The sequence below is a fragment of the Escherichia sp. 10290 genome (genome assembly GCF_030295155.1).
Lineage (GTDB): Bacteria > Pseudomonadota > Gammaproteobacteria > Enterobacterales > Enterobacteriaceae > Escherichia > Escherichia coli_F.
Genome location: NZ_AP025741.1, coordinates 2,259,622 through 2,285,492 on the forward strand (window position 1 = coordinate 2,259,622; position 25,871 = coordinate 2,285,492).

The 25,871-nt window shown below is 49.6% G+C and carries 25 protein-coding genes and 1 other annotated feature; of the genes, 9 read left to right on the plus strand and 16 right to left on the minus strand.

Annotated features, from left to right (window positions below; genetic code table 11):
* Positions 1-8 precede the first annotated feature (8 nt).
* The 4 genes from QUE74_RS11440 to fadK are packed head-to-tail and all read left to right on the plus strand — an operon-like array spanning position 9 to position 4,285.
* Complete coding sequence (locus QUE74_RS11440) at positions 9-947, plus strand: electron transfer flavoprotein subunit alpha (protein ID WP_000080696.1); 939 nt, start codon at positions 9-11, stop codon at positions 945-947.
* 55 nt (positions 948-1,002) lie between these two features.
* Entirely contained in the window at positions 1,003-2,292 is a 1,290-nt protein-coding gene (locus QUE74_RS11445) for an FAD-dependent oxidoreductase (RefSeq protein WP_001278510.1), read from the plus strand.
* Positions 2,289-2,582 carry a ferredoxin family protein gene (locus tag QUE74_RS11450; protein ID WP_000081071.1) on the plus strand — a complete coding sequence of 98 codons (294 nt, stop codon included), beginning with the start codon at positions 2,289-2,291 and terminating at the stop codon, positions 2,580-2,582. The genes QUE74_RS11445 and QUE74_RS11450 overlap by 4 nt, the downstream gene beginning before the upstream one ends.
* A gap of 56 nt (positions 2,583-2,638) precedes the next feature.
* Positions 2,639-4,285 (plus strand): medium-chain fatty-acid--CoA ligase, encoded by a 1,647-nt coding sequence (fadK, locus tag QUE74_RS11455; RefSeq protein WP_001354708.1) that lies wholly within the window; start codon positions 2,639-2,641, stop codon positions 4,283-4,285.
* Between the two features lie 56 nt (positions 4,286-4,341).
* On the opposite strand, the gene ppsA is transcribed toward fadK, so the two are convergent.
* Entirely contained in the window at positions 4,342-6,720 is a 2,379-nt protein-coding gene (gene ppsA, locus QUE74_RS11460) for a phosphoenolpyruvate synthase (RefSeq protein WP_000069375.1), read from the minus strand.
* Between the two features lie 331 nt (positions 6,721-7,051).
* Here ppsA and ppsR point away from each other — a divergent pair, with 331 nt between their 5' ends.
* The 3 genes from ppsR (at position 7,052) to hemP (ending at position 9,411) form a co-directional block, all read left to right on the plus strand.
* Positions 7,052-7,885, plus strand: coding sequence for a posphoenolpyruvate synthetase regulatory kinase/phosphorylase PpsR (gene ppsR, locus QUE74_RS11465; RefSeq protein WP_000368046.1), 834 nt, complete (start codon positions 7,052-7,054; stop codon positions 7,883-7,885).
* Between the two features lie 156 nt (positions 7,886-8,041).
* Positions 8,042-9,088 (plus strand): 3-deoxy-7-phosphoheptulonate synthase AroH, encoded by a 1,047-nt coding sequence (gene aroH / locus QUE74_RS11470; RefSeq protein ID WP_001082226.1) that lies wholly within the window; start codon positions 8,042-8,044, stop codon positions 9,086-9,088.
* Positions 9,089-9,219: 131 nt separating this feature from the next.
* Positions 9,220-9,411, plus strand: a complete 192-nt coding sequence (hemP, locus tag QUE74_RS11475) for a hemin uptake protein HemP (RefSeq protein WP_001270810.1) — start codon at positions 9,220-9,222, stop codon at positions 9,409-9,411.
* A 3-nt stretch (positions 9,412-9,414) separates the two neighbouring features.
* On the opposite strand, the gene selO is transcribed toward hemP, so the two are convergent.
* From selO to thrS, 14 genes are all read right to left on the minus strand, one after another.
* Positions 9,415-10,851 (minus strand): protein adenylyltransferase SelO, encoded by a 1,437-nt coding sequence (gene selO / locus QUE74_RS11480; RefSeq protein ID WP_000175608.1) that lies wholly within the window; start codon positions 10,849-10,851, stop codon positions 9,415-9,417.
* Between the two features lie 62 nt (positions 10,852-10,913).
* Positions 10,914-11,627 (minus strand): anti-FlhDC factor, encoded by a 714-nt coding sequence (gene ydiV, locus QUE74_RS11485; protein WP_001354709.1) that lies wholly within the window; start codon positions 11,625-11,627, stop codon positions 10,914-10,916.
* Between the two features lie 246 nt (positions 11,628-11,873).
* Positions 11,874-12,338 carry a C40 family peptidase gene (locus tag QUE74_RS11490; protein ID WP_001209785.1) on the minus strand — a complete coding sequence of 155 codons (465 nt, stop codon included), beginning with the start codon at positions 12,336-12,338 and terminating at the stop codon, positions 11,874-11,876.
* A gap of 77 nt (positions 12,339-12,415) precedes the next feature.
* Positions 12,416-13,165 (minus strand): vitamin B12 ABC transporter ATP-binding protein BtuD, encoded by a 750-nt coding sequence (btuD, locus tag QUE74_RS11495; RefSeq protein WP_000029466.1) that lies wholly within the window; start codon positions 13,163-13,165, stop codon positions 12,416-12,418.
* Positions 13,165-13,716 (minus strand): bifunctional thioredoxin/glutathione peroxidase, encoded by a 552-nt coding sequence (gene btuE / locus QUE74_RS11500; RefSeq protein ID WP_001154187.1) that lies wholly within the window; start codon positions 13,714-13,716, stop codon positions 13,165-13,167. Before btuE ends, btuD begins: the two co-directional genes overlap by 1 nt.
* 60 nt (positions 13,717-13,776) lie before the next feature.
* Positions 13,777-14,757, minus strand: a complete 981-nt coding sequence (gene btuC / locus QUE74_RS11505; RefSeq protein ID WP_000956525.1) for a vitamin B12 ABC transporter permease BtuC — start codon at positions 14,755-14,757, stop codon at positions 13,777-13,779.
* A 100-nt stretch (positions 14,758-14,857) separates the two neighbouring features.
* Positions 14,858-15,157 carry an integration host factor subunit alpha gene (ihfA, locus tag QUE74_RS11510; RefSeq protein ID WP_001229265.1) on the minus strand — a complete coding sequence of 100 codons (300 nt, stop codon included), beginning with the start codon at positions 15,155-15,157 and terminating at the stop codon, positions 14,858-14,860.
* A gap of 4 nt (positions 15,158-15,161) precedes the next feature.
* The gene (gene pheT, locus QUE74_RS11515; protein ID WP_000672425.1) at positions 15,162-17,549 is read right to left on the minus strand and encodes a phenylalanine--tRNA ligase subunit beta; all 2,388 of its coding nucleotides are present in this window, start codon (positions 17,547-17,549) and stop codon (positions 15,162-15,164) included.
* Between the two features lie 14 nt (positions 17,550-17,563).
* Positions 17,564-18,547 (minus strand): phenylalanine--tRNA ligase subunit alpha, encoded by a 984-nt coding sequence (gene pheS / locus QUE74_RS11520; RefSeq protein ID WP_000018588.1) that lies wholly within the window; start codon positions 18,545-18,547, stop codon positions 17,564-17,566.
* A gap of 209 nt (positions 18,548-18,756) precedes the next feature.
* Positions 18,757-18,881, minus strand: a sequence feature (Phe leader region).
* Positions 18,831-18,875, minus strand: coding sequence for a pheST operon leader peptide PheM (gene pheM, locus QUE74_RS11525; RefSeq protein ID WP_001386830.1), 45 nt, complete (start codon positions 18,873-18,875; stop codon positions 18,831-18,833). It overlaps the preceding feature by 45 nt.
* Positions 18,882-18,997: 116 nt before the next feature.
* Entirely contained in the window at positions 18,998-19,354 is a 357-nt protein-coding gene (rplT, locus tag QUE74_RS11530) for a 50S ribosomal protein L20 (protein ID WP_000124850.1), read from the minus strand.
* Positions 19,355-19,407: 53 nt separating this feature from the next.
* On the minus strand, positions 19,408-19,605 hold the full coding sequence (gene rpmI / locus QUE74_RS11535) for a 50S ribosomal protein L35 (RefSeq protein WP_001124225.1): 198 nt from the start codon (positions 19,603-19,605) through the stop codon (positions 19,408-19,410).
* 96 nt (positions 19,606-19,701) lie between these two features.
* A complete protein-coding gene (gene infC, locus QUE74_RS11540) occupies positions 19,702-20,244 on the minus strand; it encodes a translation initiation factor IF-3 (RefSeq protein ID WP_001700733.1) in 543 nt (180 codons plus the stop codon).
* A gap of 3 nt (positions 20,245-20,247) precedes the next feature.
* On the minus strand, positions 20,248-22,176 hold the full coding sequence (gene thrS / locus QUE74_RS11545; RefSeq protein ID WP_001144198.1) for a threonine--tRNA ligase: 1,929 nt from the start codon (positions 22,174-22,176) through the stop codon (positions 20,248-20,250).
* 520 nt (positions 22,177-22,696) lie between these two features.
* Here thrS and QUE74_RS11550 point away from each other — a divergent pair.
* Together QUE74_RS11550 and yniD are read left to right on the plus strand one after the other, a co-directional pair.
* Positions 22,697-24,595, plus strand: coding sequence for a ShET2/EspL2 family type III secretion system effector toxin (locus tag QUE74_RS11550; RefSeq protein WP_001293432.1), 1,899 nt, complete (start codon positions 22,697-22,699; stop codon positions 24,593-24,595).
* A gap of 162 nt (positions 24,596-24,757) precedes the next feature.
* Complete coding sequence (gene yniD, locus QUE74_RS11555; RefSeq protein ID WP_001142445.1) at positions 24,758-24,865, plus strand: small membrane protein YniD; 108 nt, start codon at positions 24,758-24,760, stop codon at positions 24,863-24,865.
* A gap of 52 nt (positions 24,866-24,917) precedes the next feature.
* Here the strand turns inward: yniD and QUE74_RS11560 are convergent, their stop codons facing one another.
* The gene (locus tag QUE74_RS11560; protein ID WP_000771391.1) at positions 24,918-25,676 is read right to left on the minus strand and encodes a DUF481 domain-containing protein; all 759 of its coding nucleotides are present in this window, start codon (positions 25,674-25,676) and stop codon (positions 24,918-24,920) included.
* Positions 25,677-25,871 lie beyond the last annotated feature (195 nt).

Consider the following 25,871-nt stretch of genomic DNA (forward strand, 5'->3'; position numbering starts at 1 on the left):
AAGAAACGATGAGTCAATTAAACAGCGTCTGGGTCTTTAGCGATAATCCTGAACGTTATGCTGAACTGTTTGGCGGCGCGCAGCAATGGGGCCAACAGGTGTATGCCATTGTACAAAATACCGACCAGGCGCAGGCAGTTATGCCTTATGGGCCAAAATGTATTTATGTTCTTGAGCAAAACGACGCGCTGCAACGTACTGAAAATTACGCCGAAAGCATTGCTGCCCTGCTGAAAGATAAACACCCCGCTATGTTGCTGCTGGCCGCGACGAAACGTGGTAAAGCTCTGGCAGCACGGTTAAGTGTGCAACTGAATGCGGCGCTGGTGAACGATGCCACGGCGGTGGATATTGTCGATGGTCACATTTGCGCCGAACACCGGATGTATGGCGGGTTAGCGTTCGCTCAGGAAAAGATCAACAGCCCGCTGGCGATCATTACCCTTGCACCCGGTGTTCAGGAACCGTGCACCAGTGATATCTCTCATCAGTGCCCGACAGAAACGGTACCTTATGTTGCCCCGCGTCATGAAATTCTCTGTCGCGAACGCCGAGCGAAAGCGGCAAGCAGCGTGGACCTGAGCAAAGCAAAACGTGTGGTTGGCGTCGGTCGCGGTCTGGCGGCGCAGGATGACCTGAAAATGGTCCACGAACTGGCGGCGGTGCTGAATGCTGAAGTCGGCTGTTCACGTCCAATTGCCGAAGGCGAGAACTGGATGGAGCGTGAACGTTATATCGGTGTCTCCGGCGTGTTGCTGAAATCCGATCTCTACCTGACGCTGGGGATCTCCGGGCAGATCCAACATATGGTTGGCGGCAACGGCGCAAAAGTGATTGTCGCCATCAATAAAGATAAAAACGCGCCAATCTTCAATTATGCCGACTACGGCCTGGTGGGCGATATTTACAAAGTCGTCCCTGCCCTGATTAGCCAGTTGAGCCGCTAATTCCCCTTTCAACCACATCTCCCGCTGTAAATGCAGCGGGAAGGGAGCATAACGCATGTCGGATGACAAATTTGATGCCATTGTGGTCGGTGCGGGCGTTGCCGGTAGCGTTGCCGCACTGGTCATGGCGCGAGCCGGGCTGGATGTCCTGGTGATAGAACGCGGCGACAGTGCCGGATGTAAAAACATGACCGGCGGGCGTCTTTATGCCCACACACTTGAAGCGATTATTCCAGGCTTTGCAGCATCAGCGCCGGTAGAACGCAAGGTCACACGCGAGAAAATCTCCTTCTTAACCGAAGAGAGTGCCGTTACCCTCGATTTTCACCGCGAGCAACCAGATGTTCCGCAACACGCGTCTTATACCGTATTGCGTAATCGTCTGGACCCGTGGTTGATGGAACAAGCCGAACAGGCTGGCGCGCAGTTTATCCCGGGCGTTCGTGTCGATGCGCTGGTTCGTGAAGGAAATAAGGTCACTGGCGTTCAGGCCGGGGATGATGTTCTTGAAGCGAATGTGGTGATTCTGGCTGATGGCGTTAACTCAATGCTTGGCCGCTCGCTGGGAATGGTTCCCGCTTCCGATCCGCATCATTACGCAGTTGGTGTTAAAGAGATTATTGGTCTTACACCAGAGCAAATCAACGATCGCTTTAATGTTATGGGCGAGGAAGGTGCCGCCTGGCTGTTTGCCGGTTCCCCTTCTGACGGCCTGATGGGCGGCGGATTCCTCTATACCAACAAGGATTCCGTATCGTTGGGGCTGGTTTGTGGATTGGGTGATATCGCCCATGCAAAAAAAAGCGTGCCGCAAATGCTGGAAGATTTTAAACAACACCCCGCCATTCGCTCACTGATTAGCGGCGGCAAACTGCTTGAATATTCCGCGCACATGGTACCGGAAGGCGGTCTGGCGATGGTGCCGCAGCTGGTTAATGAGGGCGTGATGATCGTCGGTGATGCCGCAGGTTTCTGCCTCAATCTGGGCTTTACGGTTCGCGGAATGGATTTAGCCATCGCATCGGCCCAGGCTGCCGCCACAACAGTGATTGCCGCTAAAGAACGCGCTGACTTCTCCGCCAGCAGCCTGGCGCAATACAAACGTGAGCTGGAACAAAGTTGTGTTATGCGCGATATGCAGCATTTCCGCAAGATCCCGGCGCTGATGGAAAACCCGCGCCTGTTTAGCCAATACCCACGAATGGTCGCCGACATCATGAACGATATGTTCACCATCGACGGCAAACCAAACCAGCCGGTACGCAAAATGATCATGGGACACGCGAAGAAAATTGGGCTGATCAACTTGCTGAAAGATGGCATTAAGGGAGCAACCGCGCTATGAGCCAGAACGCTACGGTTAACGTCGACATCAAATTAGGTGTCAATAAATTCCATGTTGATGAGGGTCACCCGCATATCATTCTGGCGGCAAATCCCGATATCAATGAATTCCGTAAATTAATGAAAGCTTGCCCTGCCGGACTGTATAAGCAGGATGACGCAGGAAACATACATTTTGATTCCGCCGGTTGTCTCGAATGCGGCACCTGTCGGGTGTTGTGTGGCAATACGATTCTCGAACAGTGGCAATATCCCGCAGGCACCTTCGGTATTGATTTTCGCTACGGCTAATCATGCATCCCACAGGCCCGTATCTCGGGCCTGATGTTCTGTTTCGAGAGTCCAAAATGAAAGTGACATTAACGTTTAACGAACAACGTCGTGCGGCGTATCGTCAGCAAGGATTATGGGGCGATGCTTCGCTGGCCGATTACTGGCAGCAGACCGCTCGTGCGATGCCAGATAAAATTGCCGTGGTCGATAATCATGGTGCATCGTACACCTATAGCGAGCTCGATCATGCCGCGAGCTGTCTGGCAAACTGGATGCTGGCGAAGGGTATTGAATCAGGGGATCGCATCGCATTTCAACTGCCAGGCTGGTGTGAATTTACCGTTATCTATCTTGCCTGCCTGAAAACCGGTGCGGTTTCCGTGCCGCTGTTACCTTCCTGGCGGGAAGCAGAACTGGTGTGGGTGCTCAATAAGTGTCAGGCAAAAATGTTCTTTGCACCGACGTTGTTTAAACAAACGCGTCCGGTAGATTTAATCCTGCCGCTGCAAAATCAGCTTCCACAACTACAACAAATTGTCGGCGTGGACAAACTGGCTCCCGCCACCTCGTCCCTCTCATTAAGTCAGATTCTCGCCGACAATACCCCACTGACTACGGCGATAACGACCCACGGCGATGAATTAGCAGCAGTGCTATTTACCTCCGGAACTGAGGGGCAGCCAAAGGGCGTGATGCTAACGCATAACAATATTCTCGCCAGTGAGCGGGCATATTGCGCGCGGCTGAACCTGACCTGGCAGGATGTCTTTATGATGCCTGCACCACTCGGTCACGCAACGGGCTTTCTGCATGGCGTAACGGCACCATTTTTAATTGGCGCTCGCAGCGTGTTGTTAGATATCTTTACCCCGGAAGCCTGTCTTTTGCTACTTGAGCAGCAACGGTGTACCTGCATGCTCGGCGCAACACCGTTTGTCTATGACCTTTTGAATTTACTGGAGAAACAGCCCGCAGACCTTTCTGCACTACGCTTCTTTCTTTGCGGCGGCACCACGATCCCCAAAAAGGTGGCGCGTGAATGCCAACAACGCGGCATTAAATTATTAAGTGTTTATGGTTCCACAGAAAGTTCGCCGCATGCGGTGGTAAATCTCGACGATCCTTTGTCGCGCTTTATGAACACCGATGGTTACGCTGCCGCAGGCGTAGAGATTAAAGTGGTCGATGATGCACGCAAGACCTTACCGCCTGGTTGTGTAGGTGAAGAGGCTTCGCGTGGTCCCAATGTGTTTATGGGTTATTTTGATGAACCGGAATTAACCGCCCGTGCGCTGGATGAAGAAGGCTGGTATTACAGCGGCGATCTCTGCCGAATGGATGAAGCTGGCTATATAAAAATAACCGGGCGCAAGAAAGATATTATTGTCCGCGGCGGGGAAAATATTAGCAGTCGTGAAGTGGAAGATATTTTATTACAGCATCCTAAAATTCATGATGCCTGTGTGGTTGCGATGCCCGATGAACGTTTAGGTGAACGTTCATGCGCTTATGTCGTGCTGAAAGCGCCGCATCATTCAATATCGCTGGAAGACATAGTGGCTTTTTTTAGCCGTAAACGGGTAGCAAAATATAAATATCCTGAACATATTGTGGTAACAGAGAAATTACCACGTACTGCATCAGGTAAAATACAAAAGTTTTTGTTAAGGAAAGATATTATGCGGCGATTAATTCAGGATGTCTGTGAAGAGGTTGAATAAGTTTCATACTCGGGGATCACGTAAACCCGGCGACAAAACGCCGCCGGGTATTTATTTTATTTCTTCAGTTCAGCCAGGCTTAACCAGGTTTGTACCACAGTGTCCGGGTTCAGGGACAAGCTATCGATCCCCTCTTCCATCAGCCAGGCGGCAAAGTCTTCATGGTCGGACGGACCCTGACCGCAAATCCCGACATATTTGCCCTGCTTCTTCGCGGCACGAATCGCCATCGACAGCAGTGCTTTCACTGCATCGTTGCGCTCATCGAACAGTTCAGACACCACGCCGGAGTCTCGGTCCAGACCAAGCGCAAGCTGCGTCATATCGTTTGAGCCAATTGAGAAGCCGTCGAAATATTCGAGAAACTGCTCTGCCAGTAAGGCGTTGGACGGAATTTCACACATCATGATGATCTTCAGCCCGTTTTCACCACGTTTCAGCCCCTGGCGCGCCAGTTCTTCAACCACCGCTTTCGCCTGATCTACGGTACGCACGAACGGGATCATGATCTCAACGTTGGTCAGTCCCATGTCGTTGCGCACACGTTTCACCGCTTCACACTCCAGTGCGAAGCAGTCGCGGAAGCTGTCGGAAACATAACGTCCCGCGCCACGGAAGCCGAGCATTGGGTTCTCTTCATCTGGCTCGTAACGTTCACCACCGACCAGGTTGGCGTATTCGTTCGATTTAAAATCAGAGAGACGGACAATGACACGCTTCGGATAAAACGCAGCACCCAACGTCGCGATCCCTTCAGTCAGACGACCAACGTAAAACTCACGCGGAGAATCAAAACCTTTCATCATCTCGCGGATTTCGTTTTGCAACTGCGGTTCCTGATCGTCAAACTCAAGCAGTGCGCGTGGGTGGACGCCAATCATACGGTTGATGATAAATTCCAGACGCGCAAGGCCCACGCCTTCGTTCGGCAGGCAGGCGAAATCGAAAGCACGGTCCGGGTTACCGACGTTCATCATCACTTTCAACGGCAGATCCGGCATCGTTTCTACGCTGGAGCTTTTCACGCTAAATTCCAGCAACTCAGCATAGACGTAACCGGTATCACCCTCTGCACAAGAAACAGTGACGTTCTCACCGTCTTTCATCCGTTCTGTTGCATCACCACAGCCCACTACCGCCGGAATGCCCAGTTCACGAGCGATAATCGCCGCGTGACAGGTACGACCGCCACGGTTGGTGACGATGGCCGATGCTTTCTTCATGATCGGTTCCCAATCCGGGTCGGTCATGTCAGTAACCAGCACATCACCAGGTTCGATGCGGTTCATTTCGCTGATGTCATGGATGACTTTCACCGGACCCGCGCCGATGCGATGACCGATAGCACGGCCTTCGGCGATAATCTTACCCTGTGAATGCAACGTATAACGCTCCATGACCTGACCGCGTGAGCGCACGGTTTCCGGACGCGCCTGCACAATGAACAGTTTGCCGGTGTGGCCATCTTTCGCCCACTCAATATCCATTGGGCGACCGTAGTGTTTCTCAATTTGTACGGCCTGTTTTGCCAGTTCCTGCACTTCTTCGTTGGTCAGCGAGAAGATGTCACGCTGTTCCTGCGGTACGTCTTCGATTTTAACCTGCTTGCCGTGCTCCTGGGTCGGCGCGTAAACCATGCGGATTTTTTTTGACCCCATGGTGCGGCGCACGATAGCCGGGCGATTCGCCGCCAGTGTCGGTTTGTGCACGTAAAACTCATCCGGGTTAACCGCACCCTGCACGACCATTTCACCAAGGCCCCATGCGGAAGTGATAAACACCACCTGGTCAAAGCCGGATTCGGTATCAATGGAGAACATCACGCCAGAAGATGCGAGGTCGGAGCGCACCATCCGCTGAACACCGGCGGAGAGCGCCACGCCACGGTGATCGTAACCCTGGTGCACACGATAAGAGATGGCGCGATCGTTAAACAGAGAAGCAAATACATGTTTCACTGCCACGAGAACGGCGTCAAACCCCTGAACGTTGAGGAAAGTTTCCTGCTGACCGGCAAAGGAAGCGTCCGGCATATCTTCTGCAGTAGCGGAGGAACGCACCGCAAAAGAGGCGTTTTCGTCATCGGCGGAAAGCTGTGCATAGGCTTCGCGGATGGCGTTTTCCAGCTCAGGCTGGAAGGGAGTGTCGATAATCCACTGGCGGATTTGCGCGCCCGCTTTCGCAAGCTGGGTAACATCGTCAATATCCGTTTTATCCAGCAGTTCATAAATGCGCTGGTTTACGCCGCTTTGGTCCAGAAACTGGTTAAACGCGTCGGCGGTTGTGGCGAAACCATTCGGAACGGAAACACCCATTCCGGAAAGGTTAGTAATCATTTCACCCAGGGAGGCATTTTTGCCCCCAACCCTGTCTACATCATTCATGCCGAGTTGGTTATACCAAAGCACCAGCGGTGACGAGCCATTGTTGGACATCGAACAATCCTTTTGTGATAAATGAACGGTTTGAGAAACACATTTCTGCGCATTTATCTTTGCATATTTAACCGGATGAAAAAAACGGTGAATCGTTCAAGCAAATATATTTTTTTACTTTTTAAGACTGATCCCAGCGTTGCGCAAATCTGCTCTCTTCGACAATTTCCACATAAACCATCGGTATAAACGAAACCGTAAAAATGAAATGCTGTTTTCATAAAAATAAAATTGAAGGTTCATTTTATAAACCAGACATAACGTTCTACGCTTCTGTGCGTTTTTAATTTATGCTTTCATAGAATTATGTCTGCATTACGGGAAGAACAAAATGGATAATGCTGTTGATCGCCACGTTTTTTATATTTCTGATGGTACGGCAATAACTGCGGAGGTATTAGGACACGCAGTAATGTCACAATTTCCCGTCACTATCAGCAGCATTACGCTGCCGTTTGTCGAAAATGAGAGCCGTGCACGGGCAGTGAAGGATCAGATTGACGCAATTTATCACCAGACAGGTGTGCGCCCACTGGTCTTCTACTCCATCGTGTTGCCGGAGATTCGCGCCATCATCTTGCAAAGTGAAGGCTTTTGCCAGGATATCGTTCAGGCGCTGGTTGCCCCGCTACAACAAGAGATGAAACTGGATCCAACGCCGATTGCTCATCGTACCCATGGCCTTAACCCTAATAATCTCAATAAATACGATGCGCGCATTGCGGCGATTGATTACACCCTTGCCCATGACGACGGCATTTCGTTGCGCAATCTGGACCAGGCTCAGGTGATCCTGCTCGGCGTTTCTCGCTGTGGTAAAACCCCCACCAGTCTGTATCTGGCAATGCAATTTGGTATCCGCGCGGCAAACTACCCCTTTATTGCCGACGATATGGATAATCTGGTGCTACCCGCGTCGCTCAAACCGCTTCAGCATAAATTGTTCGGCCTGACTATCGACCCGGAACGTCTGGCAGCGATTCGCGAGGAACGTCGGGAGAACAGTCGCTATGCCTCGCTTCGTCAGTGCAGGATGGAAGTCGCGGAAGTGGAAGCGTTGTACCGTAAAAATCAGATCCCGTGGATTAACAGTACCAATTATTCGGTAGAAGAGATTGCCACCAAGATCCTTGATATCATGGGCCTTAGCCGTCGAATGTACTAGAGAACTAGTGCATTAACTTGTTTTTTTGTTATCATGCTAACCACCCGGCGAGGTGTGACACACCTCGCACTTGAAATCAGCTGCGATTGGTTTATCGTGATGCGCATCACTTCCCGGTAGTCCTGCCGTAGAAGCAACAAATTTCTGAGACTTGTAATGAACAGAACTGACGAACTCCGTACTGCGCGTATTGAGAGCCTGGTAACGCCCGCCGAACTCGCGCTACGGTATCCCGTAACGCCTGGCGTCGCCACCCATGTCACCGACTCCCGTCGCAGAATTGAAAAAATACTGAATGGTGAAGACAAGCGACTGTTGGTCATTATTGGCCCCTGCTCGATCCACGATCTCACCGCTGCAATGGAGTACGCCACCCGCCTGCAGTCACTGCGCAATCAGTACCAGTCACGGCTGGAAATCGTAATGCGCACCTATTTTGAAAAACCACGAACTGTAGTCGGCTGGAAAGGGCTAATCTCCGACCCGGATTTAAACGGCAGCTATCGGGTAAATCACGGTCTGGAGCTGGCGCGCAAATTACTTTTACAGGTCAATGAGCTGGGCGTCCCTACCGCGACTGAGTTTCTCGATATGGTGACCGGTCAGTTTATTGCTGATTTAATCAGTTGGGGCGCGATTGGCGCACGTACTACCGAAAGTCAGATCCACCGTGAAATGGCTTCGGCACTCTCCTGTCCGGTAGGTTTCAAAAATGGTACCGATGGCAACACGCGGATTGCCGTGGATGCTATCCGCGCAGCCCGCGCCAGCCATATGTTCCTCTCGCCAGACAAAAATGGTCAGATGACCATCTATCAGACCAGCGGCAATCCGTATGGCCACATTATTATGCGTGGCGGCAAAAAGCCGAATTACCATGCGGATGATATCGCCGCTGCCTGCGATACGTTGCACGAGTTTGATTTACCTGAACATCTGGTGGTGGATTTCAGCCACGGCAACTGCCAGAAGCAGCATCGTCGCCAGTTAGAAGTTTGTGAGGATATTTGTCAGCAAATCCGCAATGGCTCTACGGCGATTGCTGGAATTATGGCGGAAAGTTTCCTGCGCGAAGGAACGCAAAAAATCGTCGGCGGTCAGCCGCTCACTTACGGTCAATCGATTACCGACCCGTGTCTGGGCTGGGAAGATACCGAACGCCTGGTCGAAAAACTCGCCTCTGCGGTTGATACCCGCTTCTGAATGCGTGCCCATTCCTGACGGAATGGGCATTTCTGCGCAACTTGTTGTCTTCTCAACAAATTACTGCTTGCTCTGGCCCGCCAGAATATTGATAATAAGAATCATTGTTATATCAATTATTATTAATTTTTATGCGTTATACGGATAGCAGAAAACTCACGCCTGAAACGGATGCCAATCACAAGACCGCCTCCCCGCAGCCCATTCGGCGAATTACCAGCCAGACACTGTTAGGTCCGGATGGCAAACTGATTATCGATCATGACGGGCAAGAATATCTGCTCCGTAAAACTCAGGCTGGCAAGCTGCTGTTGACCAAGTAGCCTTTAACTCGAGCAGCTGACTTGAAGCCGTTTACCCCAGTCAGGTGGACGACTGACATAGTCATCATCCCTGTCGCTGAAAGGATTTCGCAACGCCTCATGCAGGCGGTGCAATTCCGTCATATCACCCTTTTCTGCCGCTTCAATCGCCCGTTGCGCCAACCAGTTGCGCAACACCAGCGAAGGATTTACGCTTTGCATCAGCTGCTGACGCTCACTATCGGTAACCTCGTCTTGTTGCAAACGTACCCGATAACGTGCAAACCAGTCATCAAATGCCGCACGATCGATAAACTCATCACGTAGCGGTGACGCCGCGCTGTACTGCTCGGTCAGACTCAGCATGCGGAATGTTCGGGTATAATCGCTGCGCTCTCGCGCCATCAGACTGAATAATTCATTCAGTAGCGCGTTATCCTCTTTTTGCTCCGTCATGAAGCCCAGTTTCTGCCGCATCCGTTGTCCATAATGCGTCAACAGAACCTGTTGATAGCTTTCCAGCGCCTCGTTTAACGCGTCAACTGTGATAAACGGCGACAATGTCTGCGCCAGACGCTGTAAATTCCACAACGCGACGGCAGGTTGATTATCAAAGCTATAACGCCCCTGGTGATCCGAGTGATTACAAATAAAACCGGGTTCGTAATCATCAAGAAAACCAAACGGCCCGTAATCAAGCGTCAGCCCCAGCAGCGACATGTTGTCGGTATTCATCACCCCATGAGCAAAGCCGACCGTCTGCCATTGGGCAATTAACGATGCGGTACGTGCGACAACATCGGTAAACCAGAGACGGTATTTGTCCTCATCATCTGCAAGATGTGACCAGTAATGACGAATAGCAAATTCAGCTAACTGACGAACCTTTTCCGGCTCGCGGCGATAGTAAAAATGTTCGAAATGACCAAAGCGCAGATGACTTGGTGCCACACGCATCAGCATCGCTCCTGGCTCCACCGTTTCCCGATACACTGGCGAATCGCTGGTGACGATACTTAACGCGCGGGTCGTCGGAATGCCCAGATAATGCATCGCCTCACTGGCGAGACTTTCTCGTATCGTCGAACGTAAAACCGCCCGTCCATCACCCATTCGCGAATAAGGCGTCAGGCCAGCACCTTTCAGATGCCAGTCCATTGTAGTGCCATCAGCAAGCCGTTGTTCGCCGAGTAAAATGCCGCGTCCATCACCCAGTTGGCCCGCCCAGACGCCGAACTGATGACCACTGTAAACCTGCGCCAGTGGTGACATACCAGGCAGTAGGGTTTCGCCCCCCCAGACACCTGCGCCATTTTTAAACAGTGACGATGGAATACCCAGCGTGTTAGCCAGTTCGGCATTATGCCAAATCAGCCGGGCATTATTTAAAGGCGTAGGGGAAAGTGTTGTATAGGTTGCTGGCAATTCATCGCGCCAACGGGTAATAAAAGACAGGGTCATAGATCCTCCTGTTTGATAGTGTAGACGGTTACTCTCGTCTTAAACACCAGCAAACAGGAGGGTTATCGCTGAACCAACGTCGTTATCTGATTTACAGGAACGGCAGGCCACAGGCATCCCTGGAGAGCATGGAAATCAAAGGGGGTAATCTGTGCCATTATTTCTGGCGTATCAATGCCCCCCGCGATGATGCAATTGCAACATGGGGAAATTTGCGCCTGGATCGCACGAATAAACGGTTCGAAGGAGCGATGCGTGATTTGTTGCTGAATAAAACTTTTATCCAGCATGACGCGGGTGAAAAGACCATCAAAAACCGCTTTCATTGTGCTATTGCCTGCGCCCAAATTACCTAACACAAGGGGATACATTTGCGATAAGGACAAAAGATCGCGATTATCTTTTCCTTCATCGAGATGCGGGTAATTCTCATTAATCAACAGTTCAATAAACGGATATTTTAATAGTTCGCCCGCGTAATTATCCCTGTCTAATAATAAAGTAGCCACTTGTGGGGTTAAATTAAGCCAGGCAAAGAGTTTATGTTGAATAAAAAAGTGTTGGCATGATTTTAGCAATTCCAACTGCTCAGAAAATAATTGCCAATGTTGCTCCTCGGTAAGTTGCGCTATAACCCGACTCGTCGGTATACGAACCGTACCATCTTCACTGGAGAAATGGGTAATTAACTCAACGCCGACAAGGTTTTGCTGGTTATCTCTTATCGGCAGGAAATAGCAATCAGAATGATAAAGATTCTCCAAAAAAATCTTCATGGTAACCGTCCCTCTCGAAGGATGTTTTTCAGTATCCGGCTAAAAGGGATGAGGCCATAAGACATAACAATTACAGAAGGAGTAACTTTCATTTGTTCCATGTTAACCACTTTTTCAGGGGTCCTTTTTTTAGATTATCCTGATTATAAACGAATAATCCATTTACGGAATTTTTGTCTGCAAAATACTACTGTATTCAGGAGTAAATGGACGGCGATGTATCATCGCCGTCCATTTTTCGACATACTAGATTCGTCTCGCCTGCCAGAAATTTTTCTGCCAATAGACATTATCAAGAGAGGAACGCATCACTCCCTTGCTGGTAGAGGCGTGGATAAATTGGTTGTTGGTATCGTAAATACCTACATGCAAACCATTTTGTCCAGAACCCGTTTTGAAAAAGACCAGGTCACCAGGCAGCAACTCGTCTTTATCAATTTGCGTGCCGATAGAGGCTTGTTGTTTGGTTTCACGGGGCAGCTGCAAATCGAAACGATCGCGCATCGTCACAACCACAAACCCCGAACAGTCCACACCGCGGCGCGTCATACCACCATAACGATACGGTGTGCCATGCCAGCTTTGTAGCTGGTCGTTCAACCCGGCAATAACGGTAATCGAGTCAGAAAGTCTGGCATTTGGCGGCGGAGCTTTATGATGGCTGCACCCGGCCAGAAACAGTGCTGTGATCAAAATAAGGCAGAAACGCATTCCGTACGGTTCCTCTGTTTTTTATTCTTGCATTAATTTAGCGTCGTAATTACCCGATTTTCAAGATACTCATGAATTCAGATGGTCGAAATCAGCATTCTGTGACCTTCGATATCCAGACGGCGAAAATTCATCCCATAGGCCTGCGCCAGATTTGGCGGCGTGAGCACCTCTTCTCTGCGTCCACTGGCCAGCATTTTTCCACCTTTTAGCAACCACGCCCGATGCGCATGACGCAAGGTGTGGTTGAGATCGTGACTGCTCATCACAATCGCCAGTCCTTGCTGACACAGCGCGCTCAGAATTTTGTCTAACGCACTTTGTTGCGCAACGTCAAGACTGTTCATAGGCTCATCAAGAAGCAGCAATTGACCTGCGGGATTGGCTTGTGGTGTGATTTGCAGCACCACCGCAGCAAGACGTACGCGTTGCCATTCGCCGCCGGAAAGTTGATTGGTGCTACGTCCGAGTTTGTCATCAAGAGCCAGCGCCCCTGCGACATCATTCAGTAGTTCGGTACGCGTTTTATCGTGCTGATGCAGTGTCAGGTAGTGCCAGACCGGCATTGCAAACGGTGGCGTCTGTTGTTGTGAAAGATAGGCGCGATGCAGCGCGAGTTTTGTTGCGGACCATGCTTCCAGTGGTTGCCCCGCGAACTGAATGCTTCCCTTACCGCTGGTCATTCCGGCCATTCGCGCCAGTAAGGTACTCTTACCCGCGCCATTCGGCCCCACCAGATGCAGGATCTCCCCAGCCCGAACCTCGCCAGAAAGCGGCCCAAGGCGGGTTGATTCCGCAACATCCTGTAGCTGCATCACAATAGACATTATTTCGCCAACGCCAGTTTAATGCTTTCCATCACAATGGGATCTTCCGGCGTCATATCCGGGGAAAAACGCTGGATGACCAATCCGTCCCTGCCAACTAAAAATTTCTCAAAATTCCATAAAATATCATCAGGGTACAGCGGTGCACGACCTTTGCTGACCATACGGGCATAGAATCCGCTCTCTTCCGGCGCGACTGCCGTCGGCGCTGCGGCAATCAATTTTTGATACAGCGGATGGCGTCCTTCGCCATTAACTTCAATCTTACTGAACATCGGGAACGTCACCCCCCATGTAGTGGTGCAGTAAGTTTTAATCTCTTCATCGCTGCCCGGTTCTTGCTCCAGAAACTGGTTGCACGGGAATCCCAACACCACAAAACCACGATCGGCCCAGGCTTTCTGAATATTCTCCAACTGCTCATATTGCGGCGTTAAGCCACACTTTGAGGCGACATTGACAATCAACAGCACATTACCGGCGTACTTCTCCAGCGTGGTCACTTCACCGTCGATATCTTTCACTACGGTCGTCAGAATGGAATCTTGCATCGTTTCTCCTGGGTGGTCAGTAAAAATCTTAGCTTTTAATCATAGACCGTCTTTTTGCGGCTAACGTCCTGCTTTTAACAATAACCAGATAAACACCGGCGCACCCAACGTTGCGGTGACCACGCCAATAGGCAGCTCTGCGGCAGCTAATGCCAGGCGCGCTACAACATCGGCCAGCAGTAATGCGCTCGCCCCTGCCAGCGCGCAGCCGGGAAGTAATACGCGATGATCGGTCAAACCACATAACCGGAGAATATGTGGGATCACCAGACCAATAAAGCCGATAGCACCCGCCAACGCCACACTGACGCCAACCATCCAGCCGGTCGCTGCCACCAGCACATTGCGCCAGAACCACAGGGGTAAACCAAGTTGCCGCGCCGAGATCTCGCCAAGTGCTAACATATTCATCGGTCTGGACTGACAACAGATCCACAACAACACGGGGATCAATGCCAGCATCAGCCAACTTTGCCGCCAGTCTACGCCGCCAAAACCGCCCATCATCCAGTACATCAGCTGACGTAAATCAATAGAGGTGGAAAAATAGATAGCCCACGTCATTAGTGCGCTACAGATAATCCCTAATGCAACACCAGCCAGCAATAACCGACTGGTCGAAAGATGACGACGGGCAAAACGTAAGAGTATTAAAGTGATGATAAGCGCGCCAGCAATCGCACACAGCCCTAGTGCCCAGTTTGGGAGTTGCCCTTGCCCAAGCAATACCGCGGCGATAAGCCCTACGCCTGCGCCGTTAGAGACGCCAAGTAGTCCAGGTTCTGCCAGAGGATTTTCAAACAATGCCTGCATTACAGCGCCGGATATAGCCAGCGCCGCACCAACCAGCAATACAGCCAGCGTACGTGGCAGGCGAATTTGCCAGACGAACAGTTCGCCACGAGGAGTAAACCAGTCACCTGGCGAAATCCATTGTTCACCGGCGCAAAGGCTTAAGAGAAGCGCCAGCAGCATCAAAACTGACAGGCATAATAACCAGCGAATATTTTGTCGCTGTTGTTGGCGGGCAAGTGTCAGCATGGTATCCGTTCTGCTGAAGTGTCATGGCGTTGATTTTACGGTGACTCTTCGACAGTGAAAAGAAAAAAGGCCGCAGAGCGGCCTTTTTAGTTAGATCAGATTACTCGTCTTTGGGCGAAGCGTTTTCGACCCGGCTTTTTAACTTCTGCCCGGGTCTGAAGGTCACCACGCGCCGTGCTGTAATGGGAATATCCTCGCCCGTTTTCGGGTTACGTCCCGGGCGTTGATTCTTATCACGCAGATCGAAGTTACCAAAACCAGAGAGTTTCACCTGTTCGCCGTTTTCCAGAGCTCGACGGATCTCTTCGAAAAACAGTTCAACCAGTTCTTTGGCATCCCGCTTGCTAAGCCCAAGCTTATCAAACAGATATTCTGACATTTCAGCTTTTGTAAGCGCCATAGGTTCAATCCCTCAATGATGCCTGGAATCGCTCTTTTAATGCCTCTACACATTTGGCGACGGTAGCGGCAATCTCCTCTTCTTCGAGTGTACGGCTGGTATCTTGCAGGATCAGGCTTATGGCGAGGCTCTTATACCCCTCCGCAACACCCTTACCGCGGTACACGTCAAATAAGTTTACGCCAACTACCTGATTTACGCCAACTTTCTTACATTCGGATAAAATATCCGCTGCGGGAACGTTTTCTGCGACCACCACCGCGATGTCACGACGGTTCGCCGGGAAGCGAGAAATCTCGCGCGCCTGAGGCACCACGCGGTCTGCGAGCTTGTTCCACTCCAGTTCAAACACCAGAGTGCGACCGTTAAGATCCAGTTTACGTTCCAGTTCAGGATGAACAACCCCAACAAAACCAATACGTTCACCTTTCAGATAAATCGCTGCGGATTGCCCCGGATGCAGTGCCGGATTCGCTTCTGCACGGAACTCAACCTCATTCAGTTTACCGGTCAGGTCGAGAACGGATTCAAGATCGCCTTTCAAATCATAGAAATCAACGGTCTCTTTTGCCAGGTTCCAGTGCTCTTCGTAACGGTTACCGCAAATCACACCGGCTAACATCAGATCCTGACGAATGCCCAACGGTGCCTGAGTATCTGGCACGAAACGCAGACCACTTTCGAAAATGCGCACACGGTTCTGCTGACGGTTCTGGTTGTACACCACGGTTGCCAGCAGGCCGGTCCACAGGGAAAGACGCATTGCTGACATTTCAACGGAAATAGGGCTTGGCAGCAGTAAGGCTTCAACGCCTGGATGGATCATCTGCTGCACTTTCGGATCAACGAAGCTGTAGGTGATCACTTCCTGATAGCCTTTGTCGTTGAGCAGCGTTTTCACGCGCTTGAGCGACAGATCGGCTTCGCGGTGAGTACCCATAATCAGGTTTGCCTGCACCGGCTCATCAGGGATGTTGTTGTAGCCGTAAACACGCGCGACTTCTTCGACCAGATCTTCTTCAATCTCCATGTCGAAACGCCAGCTCGGCGCAACTGCCTGCCACTCGTCTTTGCCTTCGGTCACTTCGCAGCCGAGACGACGCAGAATGTCAGTGACCTGCTCATCGGCAATATGATGGCCAATCAGGCGATCCAGTTTGCTGCGACGCAAAGTGATGGTTGCACGCTTCGGCAGCGTTGCTTCGTTGGTGATATCAATTACCGGACCAGCCTCACCACCGCAGATGTCGATCAGCAGACGGGTCGCACGTTCCATCGCTTTGTACTGCAGTGCCGGATCAACGCCACGCTCATAACGGTGAGACGCATCAGTATGCAGGCCATGACGACGAGCACGACCGGTGATAGACAGCGGGCTGAAGAAAGCACATTCCAGCAGAACGTTTTGTGTTTCGTCATTCACGCCAGAGTGTTCGCCACCAAAGATGCCGCCCATCGCCAGCGCCTTGTTGTGGTCGGCGATGACCAGAGTGTCAGCATTCAGCTTCGCTTCAGTGCCATCAAGCAGCACCAGCGTTTCGCCCTCTTTCGCCATCCGCACCACAATGCCGCCTTCAATGCGATCTTTATCGAAAGCGTGCATCGGCTGGCCCAGTTCGAGCAGCACATAGTTGGTGACGTCAACGACCGCATCGATAGAACGAATCCCGCAACGACGCAGTTTTTCTTTCATCCACAGTGGAGTTGGCGCTTTAACGTTAATGCCTTTTACCACACGACCAAGATAACGCGGGCAGGCTTCCGGCGCTTCGACTGCAATCGGCAGCGTGTCGTCGATGGTCGCACCAACCGGAACGATTTCCGGTTCAACCAGCGGCAGTTGGTTCAGCACGGCAACGTCACGCGCAACGCCAATGATGCCTAAGCAATCGGCACGGTTTGGTGTCACGCTGATTTCGATGGTGTTGTCATCGAGTTTCAGGTATTCGCGGATGTCGGTGCCAATCGGCGCATCCGCTGGCAGTTCGATAATGCCGCTGTGATCGTCAGAAATTCCCAGCTCAGAAAAGGAGCACAGCATCCCTTCAGACGGTTCGCCGCGCAGTTTTGCCGCTTTAATTTTGAAATCACCCGGCAGAACAGCACCAATGGTCGCTACCGCCACACGCAGGCCCTGACGGCAGTTTGGCGCACCGCAGACAATGTCCAGCAGGCGATCGCCGCCGACATTCACTTTTGTCACTCGCAGTTTGTCAGCGTTCGGATGCTGCGCACACTCAACCACTTCACCCACAACCACGCCGTGGAAGCTACCGGCAACCGGTTCTACACCGTCAACTTCCAGGCCCGCCATAGTGATTTGATTTGCCAGCGCATTGCTATCAATCGCCGGGTTCACCCATTCGCGTAACCACAGTTCACTGAATTTCATAATCTATTCCTGCCTTATTTAAACTGTTTGAGGAAACGCAGATCGTTTTCGAAGAATGAACGCAGGTCGGTGACGCCGTAACGCAACATAGTCAGACGCTCCATCCCCATCCCGAAGGCGAAACCAGAGTAAACTTCCGGATCGATGCCAACATTACGCAGCACGTTCGGATGCACCATCCCGCAGCCCAGTACTTCCAGCCATTTACCGTTTTTCCCCATGACGTCCACTTCTGCAGAAGGTTCGGTAAACGGGAAGTAGGAAGGACGGAAGCGGATCTGCAAATCTTCCTCAAAGAAGTTACGCAGGAAGTCGTGCAGCGTGCCTTTCAGGTTGGTAAAGCTGATGTTGGTATCAACAATCAGACCTTCCATCTGATGGAACATCGGCGTGTGAGTCTGGTCGTAGTCGTTACGATAAACGCGGCCAGGCGCGATGATACGAATCGGTGGCTGCTGAGCTTTCATTGTGCGGATCTGTACGCCAGAGGTCTGGGTACGCAGCAGGCGGGTAGCGTCAAACCAGAAAGTGTCGTGGTCAGCGCGCGCCGGGTGGTGACCAGGAATGTTCAGAGCATCGAAGTTATGATAATCGTCTTCGATTTCCGGCCCGGTTGCCACGGTAAAGCCAAGCTCACCGAAGAAACTTTCGATACGGTCGATGGTACGGGTCACCGGATGCAGACCGCCGTTTTCAATACGACGACCCGGCAGGGAGACATCAATCGTTTCCGCAGCCAGACGCGCATTCAGCGCTGCGCTTTCCAGTTCCGCTTTACGTGCATTCAGCGCCTGCTGAACCTGCTCTTTCGCTTCGTTGATAACCGCACCGGCTGCCGGGCGTTCTTCTGGCGGCAGCTCACGCAGGGTCGTCATCTGAAGGGTTAAGTGCCCTTTTTTACCCAAATATTCGACGCGCACATTGTCTAACGCGGCAACATCTGACGCCTGGCTAATGGCCGCCTTCGCACTGGCAACCAGTTCTGCGAGATGTGACATGGTTTTCCTCATTGTGTCAGTGGTGACACTGGTTCGTTGGACTTAGAGCCTATCCCATCAGGCTATTTTACTTGCCATTTTGGTCCCGGGCAGTGCTCGAAATCCTCACGTACTTAAGTACGCTCCGGTTTCTCCGCGCTGGCCGTGCCCAGACTGGCTGCGACAATTACGCCTGATGAGACAGGCTTTTTATTTTTCAAAACGCGCATACAAAAAAAGCCTCCACAGGGAGGCTTTCAGGCGCTGTTTTCCGTTTCTCTTCTCACGCGCTAGCCTCCTGGAGTCAGGTGCTAAAGTAAAAAAAGAAGCGGAAAATAGCAGCATTCATTGCTTGCGTTACCTTTTGGTACTTTTCAAAAGACCTTTATTGAAAAGGCTACGGCGATAAAAGTCAATGTTTTGATGGCGTTGAAACGAAAAGAGGGAGACTAGCTCCCTCTTTCAACTGGCTTATGCCAGAGCTGCTTTCGCTTTTTCAACCAGAGCGGTGAACGCTACTTTGTCGAATACTGCGATATCAGCCAGGATCTTACGGTCGATTTCAACAGAGGCTTTTTTCAGGCCATTGATGAATTTGCTGTAAGAAATACCGTTCTGACGTGCTGCTGCGTTGATACGCGCAATCCACAGTTGACGGAACTGACGCTTACGTTGACGACGGTCACGGTAAGCATACTGACCAGCTTTGATAACAGCCTGGAAGGCAACGCGGTATACGCGAGAACGCGCACCGTAGTAGCCTTTAGCTTGTTTCAAAATTTTCTTGTGACGTGCGCGTGCAATAACACCACGTTTTACGCGAGCCATATGTGCTCTCCTGTATCTATATTCTAATTAAAAAGTTAAAAAACGTTAACGGCTTATGCGTACGGCAGGCACGCGATTACCAGGCCCAGATCGCCTTTGGAAACCATGGCTTTCGGACGCAGGTGACGTTTACGTTTGGTCGCTTTTTTGGTCAGAATGTGACGCAGGTTAGCGTGCTTGTGCTTAAAACCACCTTTACCGGTTTTTTTGAAGCGCTTAGCAGCACCGCGTACGGTCTTAATTTTTGGCATTTTAATAACTTCCACTTCGCATTGTTAATAAACGAAACAAAGGCGAACAATGCCTGTGAAGCCCAAAGGCTCCACAGACAGTGCTACTTGAAGGCCTTACTGTTTCTTCTTAGGAGCGAGCACCATGATCATCTGGCGGCCTTCGATCTTCGTTGGGAAGGATTCGACCACTGCCAGTTCTTGCAAATCGTCTTTCACGCGATTAAGCACTTCCATACCGATTTGCTGGTGCGCCATCTCACGACCGCGGAAACGCAGCGTGATTTTGGCTTTATCACCCTCTTCGAGAAAGCGAATCAGGCTGCGGAGTTTTACCTGATAGTCGCCTTCATCTGTACCAGGACGGAATTTAATTTCCTTAACCTGGATAACTTTTTGCTTTTTCTTCTGTTCCTTAGAAGACTTGCTCTTTTCATAGAGGAATTTGCCGTAATCCATTATACGACAAACCGGCGGCTCGGCGTTAGGGCTGATCTCGACTAAGTCTACTCCGGCTTCTTCTGCTTTCTCCAGAGCTTCTCTCAGACTCACAATACCAAGCTGCTCGCCTTCCAGACCTGTTAAGCGAACTTCCTGGGCGCGAATTTCGCCATTGATACGGTTAGGGCGCGCCGTTTGAACTCGTTTTCCGCCTTTAATACCTTATTCCTCCAATTGTTTAAGACTGCGGCTGCGAATCTCTTGTTGCAGCTTCTCGATCACTTCATTTACGTCCATGCTTCCCAGGTCTTTACCACGGCGGGTGCGAACGGCAACTTTGCCTGATTCCACCTCTTTATCACCACAGACCAGCATATATGGGACGCGACGCAAAGTGTGCTCGCGGATTTTAAAGCCAATCTTCTCATTTCTCAAGTCTGCTTTAACACGAATGCCCGCATTTGATAGTTTTTGCGTCAATTCGTTAACGTATTCAGACTGTGAATCGGTAATATTCATGATAACAACCTGAACCGGCGCAAGCCAGATCGGGAAGAAACCAGCGAATTCTTCGGTCAGGATACCGATGAAACGTTCCATCGACCCCAGAATTGCGCGGTGAATCATTACCGGTACCTTACGCTCGTTGTCTTCACCCACATAGGAGGCGCTCAGACGAGACGGCAAGGAGAAGTCCAGCTGTACTGTACCGCACTGCCATGCACGATCGAGGCAGTCATACAGGGTAAATTCAATTTTCGGACCGTAGAAAGCGCCTTCACCCAGTTGATATTCAAACGGGATGTTGTTTTCTTCCAGCGCAACTGCCAGGTCCGCCTCAGCACGATCCCACATTTCGTCGCTGCCAATACGTTTTTCAGGACGAGTGGAGAGTTTGACGACGATCTTCTCGAAGCCAAAAGTGCTGTACATATCATAGACTAAACGGATACATCCGTTAACTTCATCGCGAATTTGTTCTTCAGTACAGAAGATATGCGCGTCATCCTGGGTAAAACCACGTACACGCATCAGGCCATGCAGCGAACCTGACGGCTCGTTACGGTGGCAGCTACCAAACTCGGCCATACGCAGCGGCAGATCGCGATAAGACTTCAGCCCCTGATTGAAAATTTGTACGTGACCCGGGCAGTTCATCGGCTTAATGCAGTATTCACGGTTCTCAGAAGACGTGGTGAACATTGCATCTTTGTAGTTGTCCCAGTGACCGGTTTTTTCCCACAGAACACGGTCCATCATGAACGGACCTTTAACTTCCTGATACTGGTACTCTTTCAGTTTAGAACGAACAAACACTTCCAGTTCACGGAAGATGGTCCAACCGTCGTTGTGCCAGAAGACCATACCCGGCGCTTCTTCCTGCATATGGTACAGGTCGAGCTGTTTACCAATTTTACGGTGGTCGCGTTTCGCGGCTTCTTCCAGACGCTGCAGGTAAGCGTTTAGCGCTTTTTTGTCTGCCCACGCCGTACCGTAAATACGTTGCAACATTTTGTTGTTGCTGTCGCCACGCCAGTAAGCCCCTGCCGTTTTCATCAGTTTGAAATGATGGCAGAAACGCATGTTCGGTACGTGCGGACCGCGGCACATGTCGACATATTCTTCATGGAAGTACAGACCTGGCTTGTCATCATGGGCGATGTTTTCGTCAAGAATGGAGACTTTGTAGCTCTCCCCACGGTTGGCGAAAGTTTCACGCGCTTCATGCCAGCTGACTTTCTTTTTAATGACGTCGTAGTTTTTCTCAGCAAGCTCATGCATCCGCTTCTCGAGTGCTTCGACATCTTCCTGGGTTAACGTGCGGTCAAGATCAACGTCGTAATAAAAACCGTTGTCAATAACCGGGCCGATTGCCATTTTGGTATGCGGCCAAAGTTGTTTAATCGCGTGCCCTAACAGGTGCGCACAGGAGTGACGAATGATCTCCAGACCTTCTTCGTCTTTGGCGGTAATGATCGACAGTTGTGCGTCGTTTTCAATCAGATCGCAAGCATCAACCAGTTCACCATTAACGCGCCCTGCGATACAGGCTTTCGCCAGACCTGGACCAATGTCCAGCGCAACATCCATGGGGCTTACAGCGTGGTCGTAATGGCGTTGGCTGCCATCAGGAAGAGTTATAACAGGCATTTTATATCCTTATTTGCAGTGGTGACCCACACGAAAGATCACATACAAAGAAAAATTTGTTTATTAACAGTTCATTGCGAAACCATCTAGCCAACAAATGCTAAATTGGTTCGCAATCAGGTACACAAATGAAAGACATTAACCTCTCACCTTCCACCCGGTTGAACGATGTTAACACTAAAAAAAGGGAGATTGTACCTTTCCGTTTCACATTGATTCGATTCGCAATTCGTTTGTAGTGAGTACACCAGCAAAACGCTTAAAGAACCACTGATAACATCACGCAGCGTCTGAAAGGTTTACTGCGAGCGGATTTACGCAGATAAACTGAATCCAGCAAAGTTCGTTGCGCTATTTGGCGGTGGTATTTAAACGATCATGAGATTAATGACGAACTGGTCATATCGCAATGATAAAAGTGACACAATTCTTATAGCAATTTTTCGTGCACATTTCGTTCTGGCGATAATAATTAATCATCATACTCAAAACCTCCAGACATATATAAGGCGAATAGATTATGAGTGAAAACGATATCATTATCAGAACTCATTATAAGTCTCCTCATAGAGTGCACATCGATAGCGACATACCAACGCCTTCAGCAGAGCCTATTAATCAATTTGCGCGCCAGCTCATCACCCTACTTGATACCTCTGATTTAAGTTCGACGCTGTCATACTGTGTTACTCAGGAATTTACCGCAAGCTGTCGAAAAATATCACAAAATTGTTATTCCACTGCCCTTTTTATCATTAACTTTGCCACTTCCCCCATCCATGCAGAAAATATACTCATTACATTACACTATAAAAAAGAAATCATTTCCTTACTTCTGGAAACCACGCCCATTAAAGCTAACCATTTGCGAAGCATACTGGATTATATTGAACAGGAACAGTCAACTGCCGAAAAACGTAACCATTGCATGAAGCTGTCAAAAAAAAACCATAGAGAAAAAACTATACAACCAACAGTAAATCTCAATGGTAGTGCATTTTTTTTGCAATCTCCTTCTGACGCTATTTTTTGTCGCCATCTGTCATTACAATACGCCATTGATTCATTGGGCAATGGAAAAGGCAAAGTCAACCTGATTAAACATTACTCCTCCGTTGAATCCATACAACAGCATGTCCCTATAGTCCGGGACGCGGAGTTCAGAGCATTACTTCGCCATCCTCCTGCAGGGAGTCGCGTTATCGCGAGTAAGGATTTTGGCTTCGCTTTAGATATTTTCTTCTGTCGAATGATGGCAAACAATGTCAGTCATATGTCCGCGATTTTATATATAGACAATCATACTTTATCAGTAAGGCTACGAATAAAGTTGGCAGCGGATGGACAGTTAAATTATGTTGTGTCCGTTTACGATCCGAACGACACCAATGTTGCCGTCAGAGGCACCCACAGGACAGCACGAGGCTTTGTCTCGCTTGATAAGTTCATCAGTTCAGGTCCCGATGCTCAGACCTGGGCTGATATGTATGTTCGCAACTGTGCAATTGCAATTCTCCCTCTATTACCTGAGGGAGTTCCAGCGGCTATTTTCGCGGGTATTGCGACACGAATGCCATTTGCCCCTATACATCCATCGGCAATGTTGTTAATAATGGCCACAGGACAGACTCAACAGCTTATTACATTATTCAAACAGTTGCGCATACTCCCTGAAAAAGAAATCATTAAAATAATAACTGCGCAGAATAGCGTTGGTACTCCTGCTTTATTTCTGGCTATGATGAACGGACATACTGACAACGTAAAAATATTTATGCAAGAAATTCAGTCACTGGTAAATAGTCGCATCATTCATAAAAATAATCTAGTTAAGTTACTGCAAACTAAAAGTGCCAATGACACACCTGGACTCTACATTACCATGTTGTATGGATTCGATGAAATAATCAATATCTTCCTTAATACATTAACCACTCCAATAGCACAAGAGCTTTTAAACAAAAAGCTGGTAATGGATATTTTAGCAATGAAAATACACGACGGTGAACCAGGATTATTCGCTGCAATGGAAAATAATCACCCTTTGTGTGTCACACGGTTCCTCTCAAAAATTTATGGAATCGCCTTTATATATAACCTCAGTAAAATTAATATCATGGATTTATTAAAAGGCGCAACAGCACATGGAACCCCTGCTTTATACATCGCCATGAGCAAGGGTAATGAAGACGTCGTGCTATCTTATATATCGACGCTGTGTACTTTTGCAAAAAAATATTCTTTTAGTCAACATCAGTTATTCACACTGTTGGCCGCTAAAAATCATGACAACATATCAGCTGTTCATATAGCCATTCATCATAATCATTATAAAACGGTAGAAATATATTATGCAGCTATAAATGTAATCAGCCAAAGCCTGAGCTTTAGTCCAGATGAACTACAGGCGTATTTATAACTAAATATTTACGATGTATATGTTGATACATATACTTTAAACTCAATAACAGTGACCGGGTGCACAACGCCACCCGACGGCTGCAATTGCAAAAAATCCCTTGTTGCCTGTCCCTTTTGTTACACTCCGTTATCACGCACAAGAGATATGCAGGACACTGGTATGCCGACTAAACGCTTTGATAAAAAACACTGGAAGATGGTGGTGGTGCTACTGGCAATCTGTGGCGCTATGTTGTTGCTACGTTGGGCAGCAATGATTTGGGGCTGAGCAGTGACAAACGAAAACAGCCAGACCGCATACTACGGTCCGGCAGATAATGTTACATGCTGTAGCCCAGCGATAAGGTTGTCCGACGATCGGTATGTTCCGGTGCAGACTCTGGAGGTTCAGAGTTCCATGTGACGTTGTAAGCCACCTTCAGTCCAAAATGTTCATTAATAGCAACATTTAATGCGCTTTCAGAGTTCAGCGTTGTGTCTTCCGCGCCAAAGACGGAAACACCCTGCGTAAATTTAGCGTTGTCAGTCAACTGCCATGCATAAGCCCCGGAGGCATAACCCAGCGGCTGGGTTTCACTGGCATTGTCGGTATATTTGTCGTAACGCACACCTGGACCGAATTCAAAGCGGAAACTGTGTACCGGGCCATTCAAAAACTGGCGACCATAACCCGCGGTCAACACATCGCGCTCTCGATAGCCGTTATAACGGTCTGTCAGCCAGCTTGCCTGCCCAAATAAATAGTCATAATCAGTTAAATTAAAACGGCTACGCCCGCCCGCCGCATATTTTTCTGAAGAACGCTCATCATTAGAAGAGGTATTACTGGCGTTCCCCCACAGCGACCAGGCAGTGGTATGTCCATACCAGGTCATGGTAGTGTCAGCCGTAAGTGAGGAGCTTTTCGTATTGCCTGATTGTGCAAGATATCCTGCATTCAGATTACCTTCGAAAGGTTTTTTAGCGCTGGCAGGATCGTCCATGACAGTAAAAACGGAATCATCGGCAGCTGCATTCAGTGACGCAAACATGCCCCCCGCCAACATAACGATGGCAGGAACTGTCTTCAAAAGCTTCATTTATCAAGAGTCCGTACAACAAAAAAAGAGACCTTCGCGGTCCCGGAAACTTTCTTAAGGATCAAAGATTAGCGTCCCTGGAAAGGTAACGAATTATAAAAAGGCGCGAATAACTTAGCAATATATTCTTATTTCATTTTTTGAATAAGCATGTGGCGAAAACAGATTTTTATTTATATATATTTATCTGCAAAA

Coding starts and splice junctions, on each gene's coding strand:
- QUE74_RS11440 (WP_000080696.1), top strand. CDS start 9: ATGAGTCAATTAAACAGCGTCTGGGTCTTTAGCGATAATCCTGAACGT.
- QUE74_RS11445 (WP_001278510.1), top strand. CDS start 1,003: ATGTCGGATGACAAATTTGATGCCATTGTGGTCGGTGCGGGCGTTGCC.
- QUE74_RS11450 (WP_000081071.1), top strand. CDS start 2,289: ATGAGCCAGAACGCTACGGTTAACGTCGACATCAAATTAGGTGTCAAT.
- fadK (WP_001354708.1), top strand. CDS start 2,639: ATGAAAGTGACATTAACGTTTAACGAACAACGTCGTGCGGCGTATCGT.
- ppsA (WP_000069375.1), bottom strand. CDS start 6,720: ATGTCCAACAATGGCTCGTCACCGCTGGTGCTTTGGTATAACCAACTC.
- ppsR (WP_000368046.1), top strand. CDS start 7,052: ATGGATAATGCTGTTGATCGCCACGTTTTTTATATTTCTGATGGTACG.
- aroH (WP_001082226.1), top strand. CDS start 8,042: ATGAACAGAACTGACGAACTCCGTACTGCGCGTATTGAGAGCCTGGTA.
- hemP (WP_001270810.1), top strand. CDS start 9,220: ATGCGTTATACGGATAGCAGAAAACTCACGCCTGAAACGGATGCCAAT.
- selO (WP_000175608.1), bottom strand. CDS start 10,851: ATGACCCTGTCTTTTATTACCCGTTGGCGCGATGAATTGCCAGCAACC.
- ydiV (WP_001354709.1), bottom strand. CDS start 11,627: ATGAAGATTTTTTTGGAGAATCTTTATCATTCTGATTGCTATTTCCTG.
- QUE74_RS11490 (WP_001209785.1), bottom strand. CDS start 12,338: ATGCGTTTCTGCCTTATTTTGATCACAGCACTGTTTCTGGCCGGGTGC.
- btuD (WP_000029466.1), bottom strand. CDS start 13,165: ATGTCTATTGTGATGCAGCTACAGGATGTTGCGGAATCAACCCGCCTT.
- btuE (WP_001154187.1), bottom strand. CDS start 13,716: ATGCAAGATTCCATTCTGACGACCGTAGTGAAAGATATCGACGGTGAA.
- btuC (WP_000956525.1), bottom strand. CDS start 14,757: ATGCTGACACTTGCCCGCCAACAACAGCGACAAAATATTCGCTGGTTA.
- ihfA (WP_001229265.1), bottom strand. CDS start 15,157: ATGGCGCTTACAAAAGCTGAAATGTCAGAATATCTGTTTGATAAGCTT.
- pheT (WP_000672425.1), bottom strand. CDS start 17,549: ATGAAATTCAGTGAACTGTGGTTACGCGAATGGGTGAACCCGGCGATT.
- pheS (WP_000018588.1), bottom strand. CDS start 18,547: ATGTCACATCTCGCAGAACTGGTTGCCAGTGCGAAGGCGGCCATTAGC.
- rplT (WP_000124850.1), bottom strand. CDS start 19,354: ATGGCTCGCGTAAAACGTGGTGTTATTGCACGCGCACGTCACAAGAAA.
- rpmI (WP_001124225.1), bottom strand. CDS start 19,605: ATGCCAAAAATTAAGACCGTACGCGGTGCTGCTAAGCGCTTCAAAAAA.
- thrS (WP_001144198.1), bottom strand. CDS start 22,176: ATGCCTGTTATAACTCTTCCTGATGGCAGCCAACGCCATTACGACCAC.
- QUE74_RS11550 (WP_001293432.1), top strand. CDS start 22,697: ATGAGTGAAAACGATATCATTATCAGAACTCATTATAAGTCTCCTCAT.
- yniD (WP_001142445.1), top strand. CDS start 24,758: ATGCCGACTAAACGCTTTGATAAAAAACACTGGAAGATGGTGGTGGTG.
- QUE74_RS11560 (WP_000771391.1), bottom strand. CDS start 25,676: ATGAAGCTTTTGAAGACAGTTCCTGCCATCGTTATGTTGGCGGGGGGC.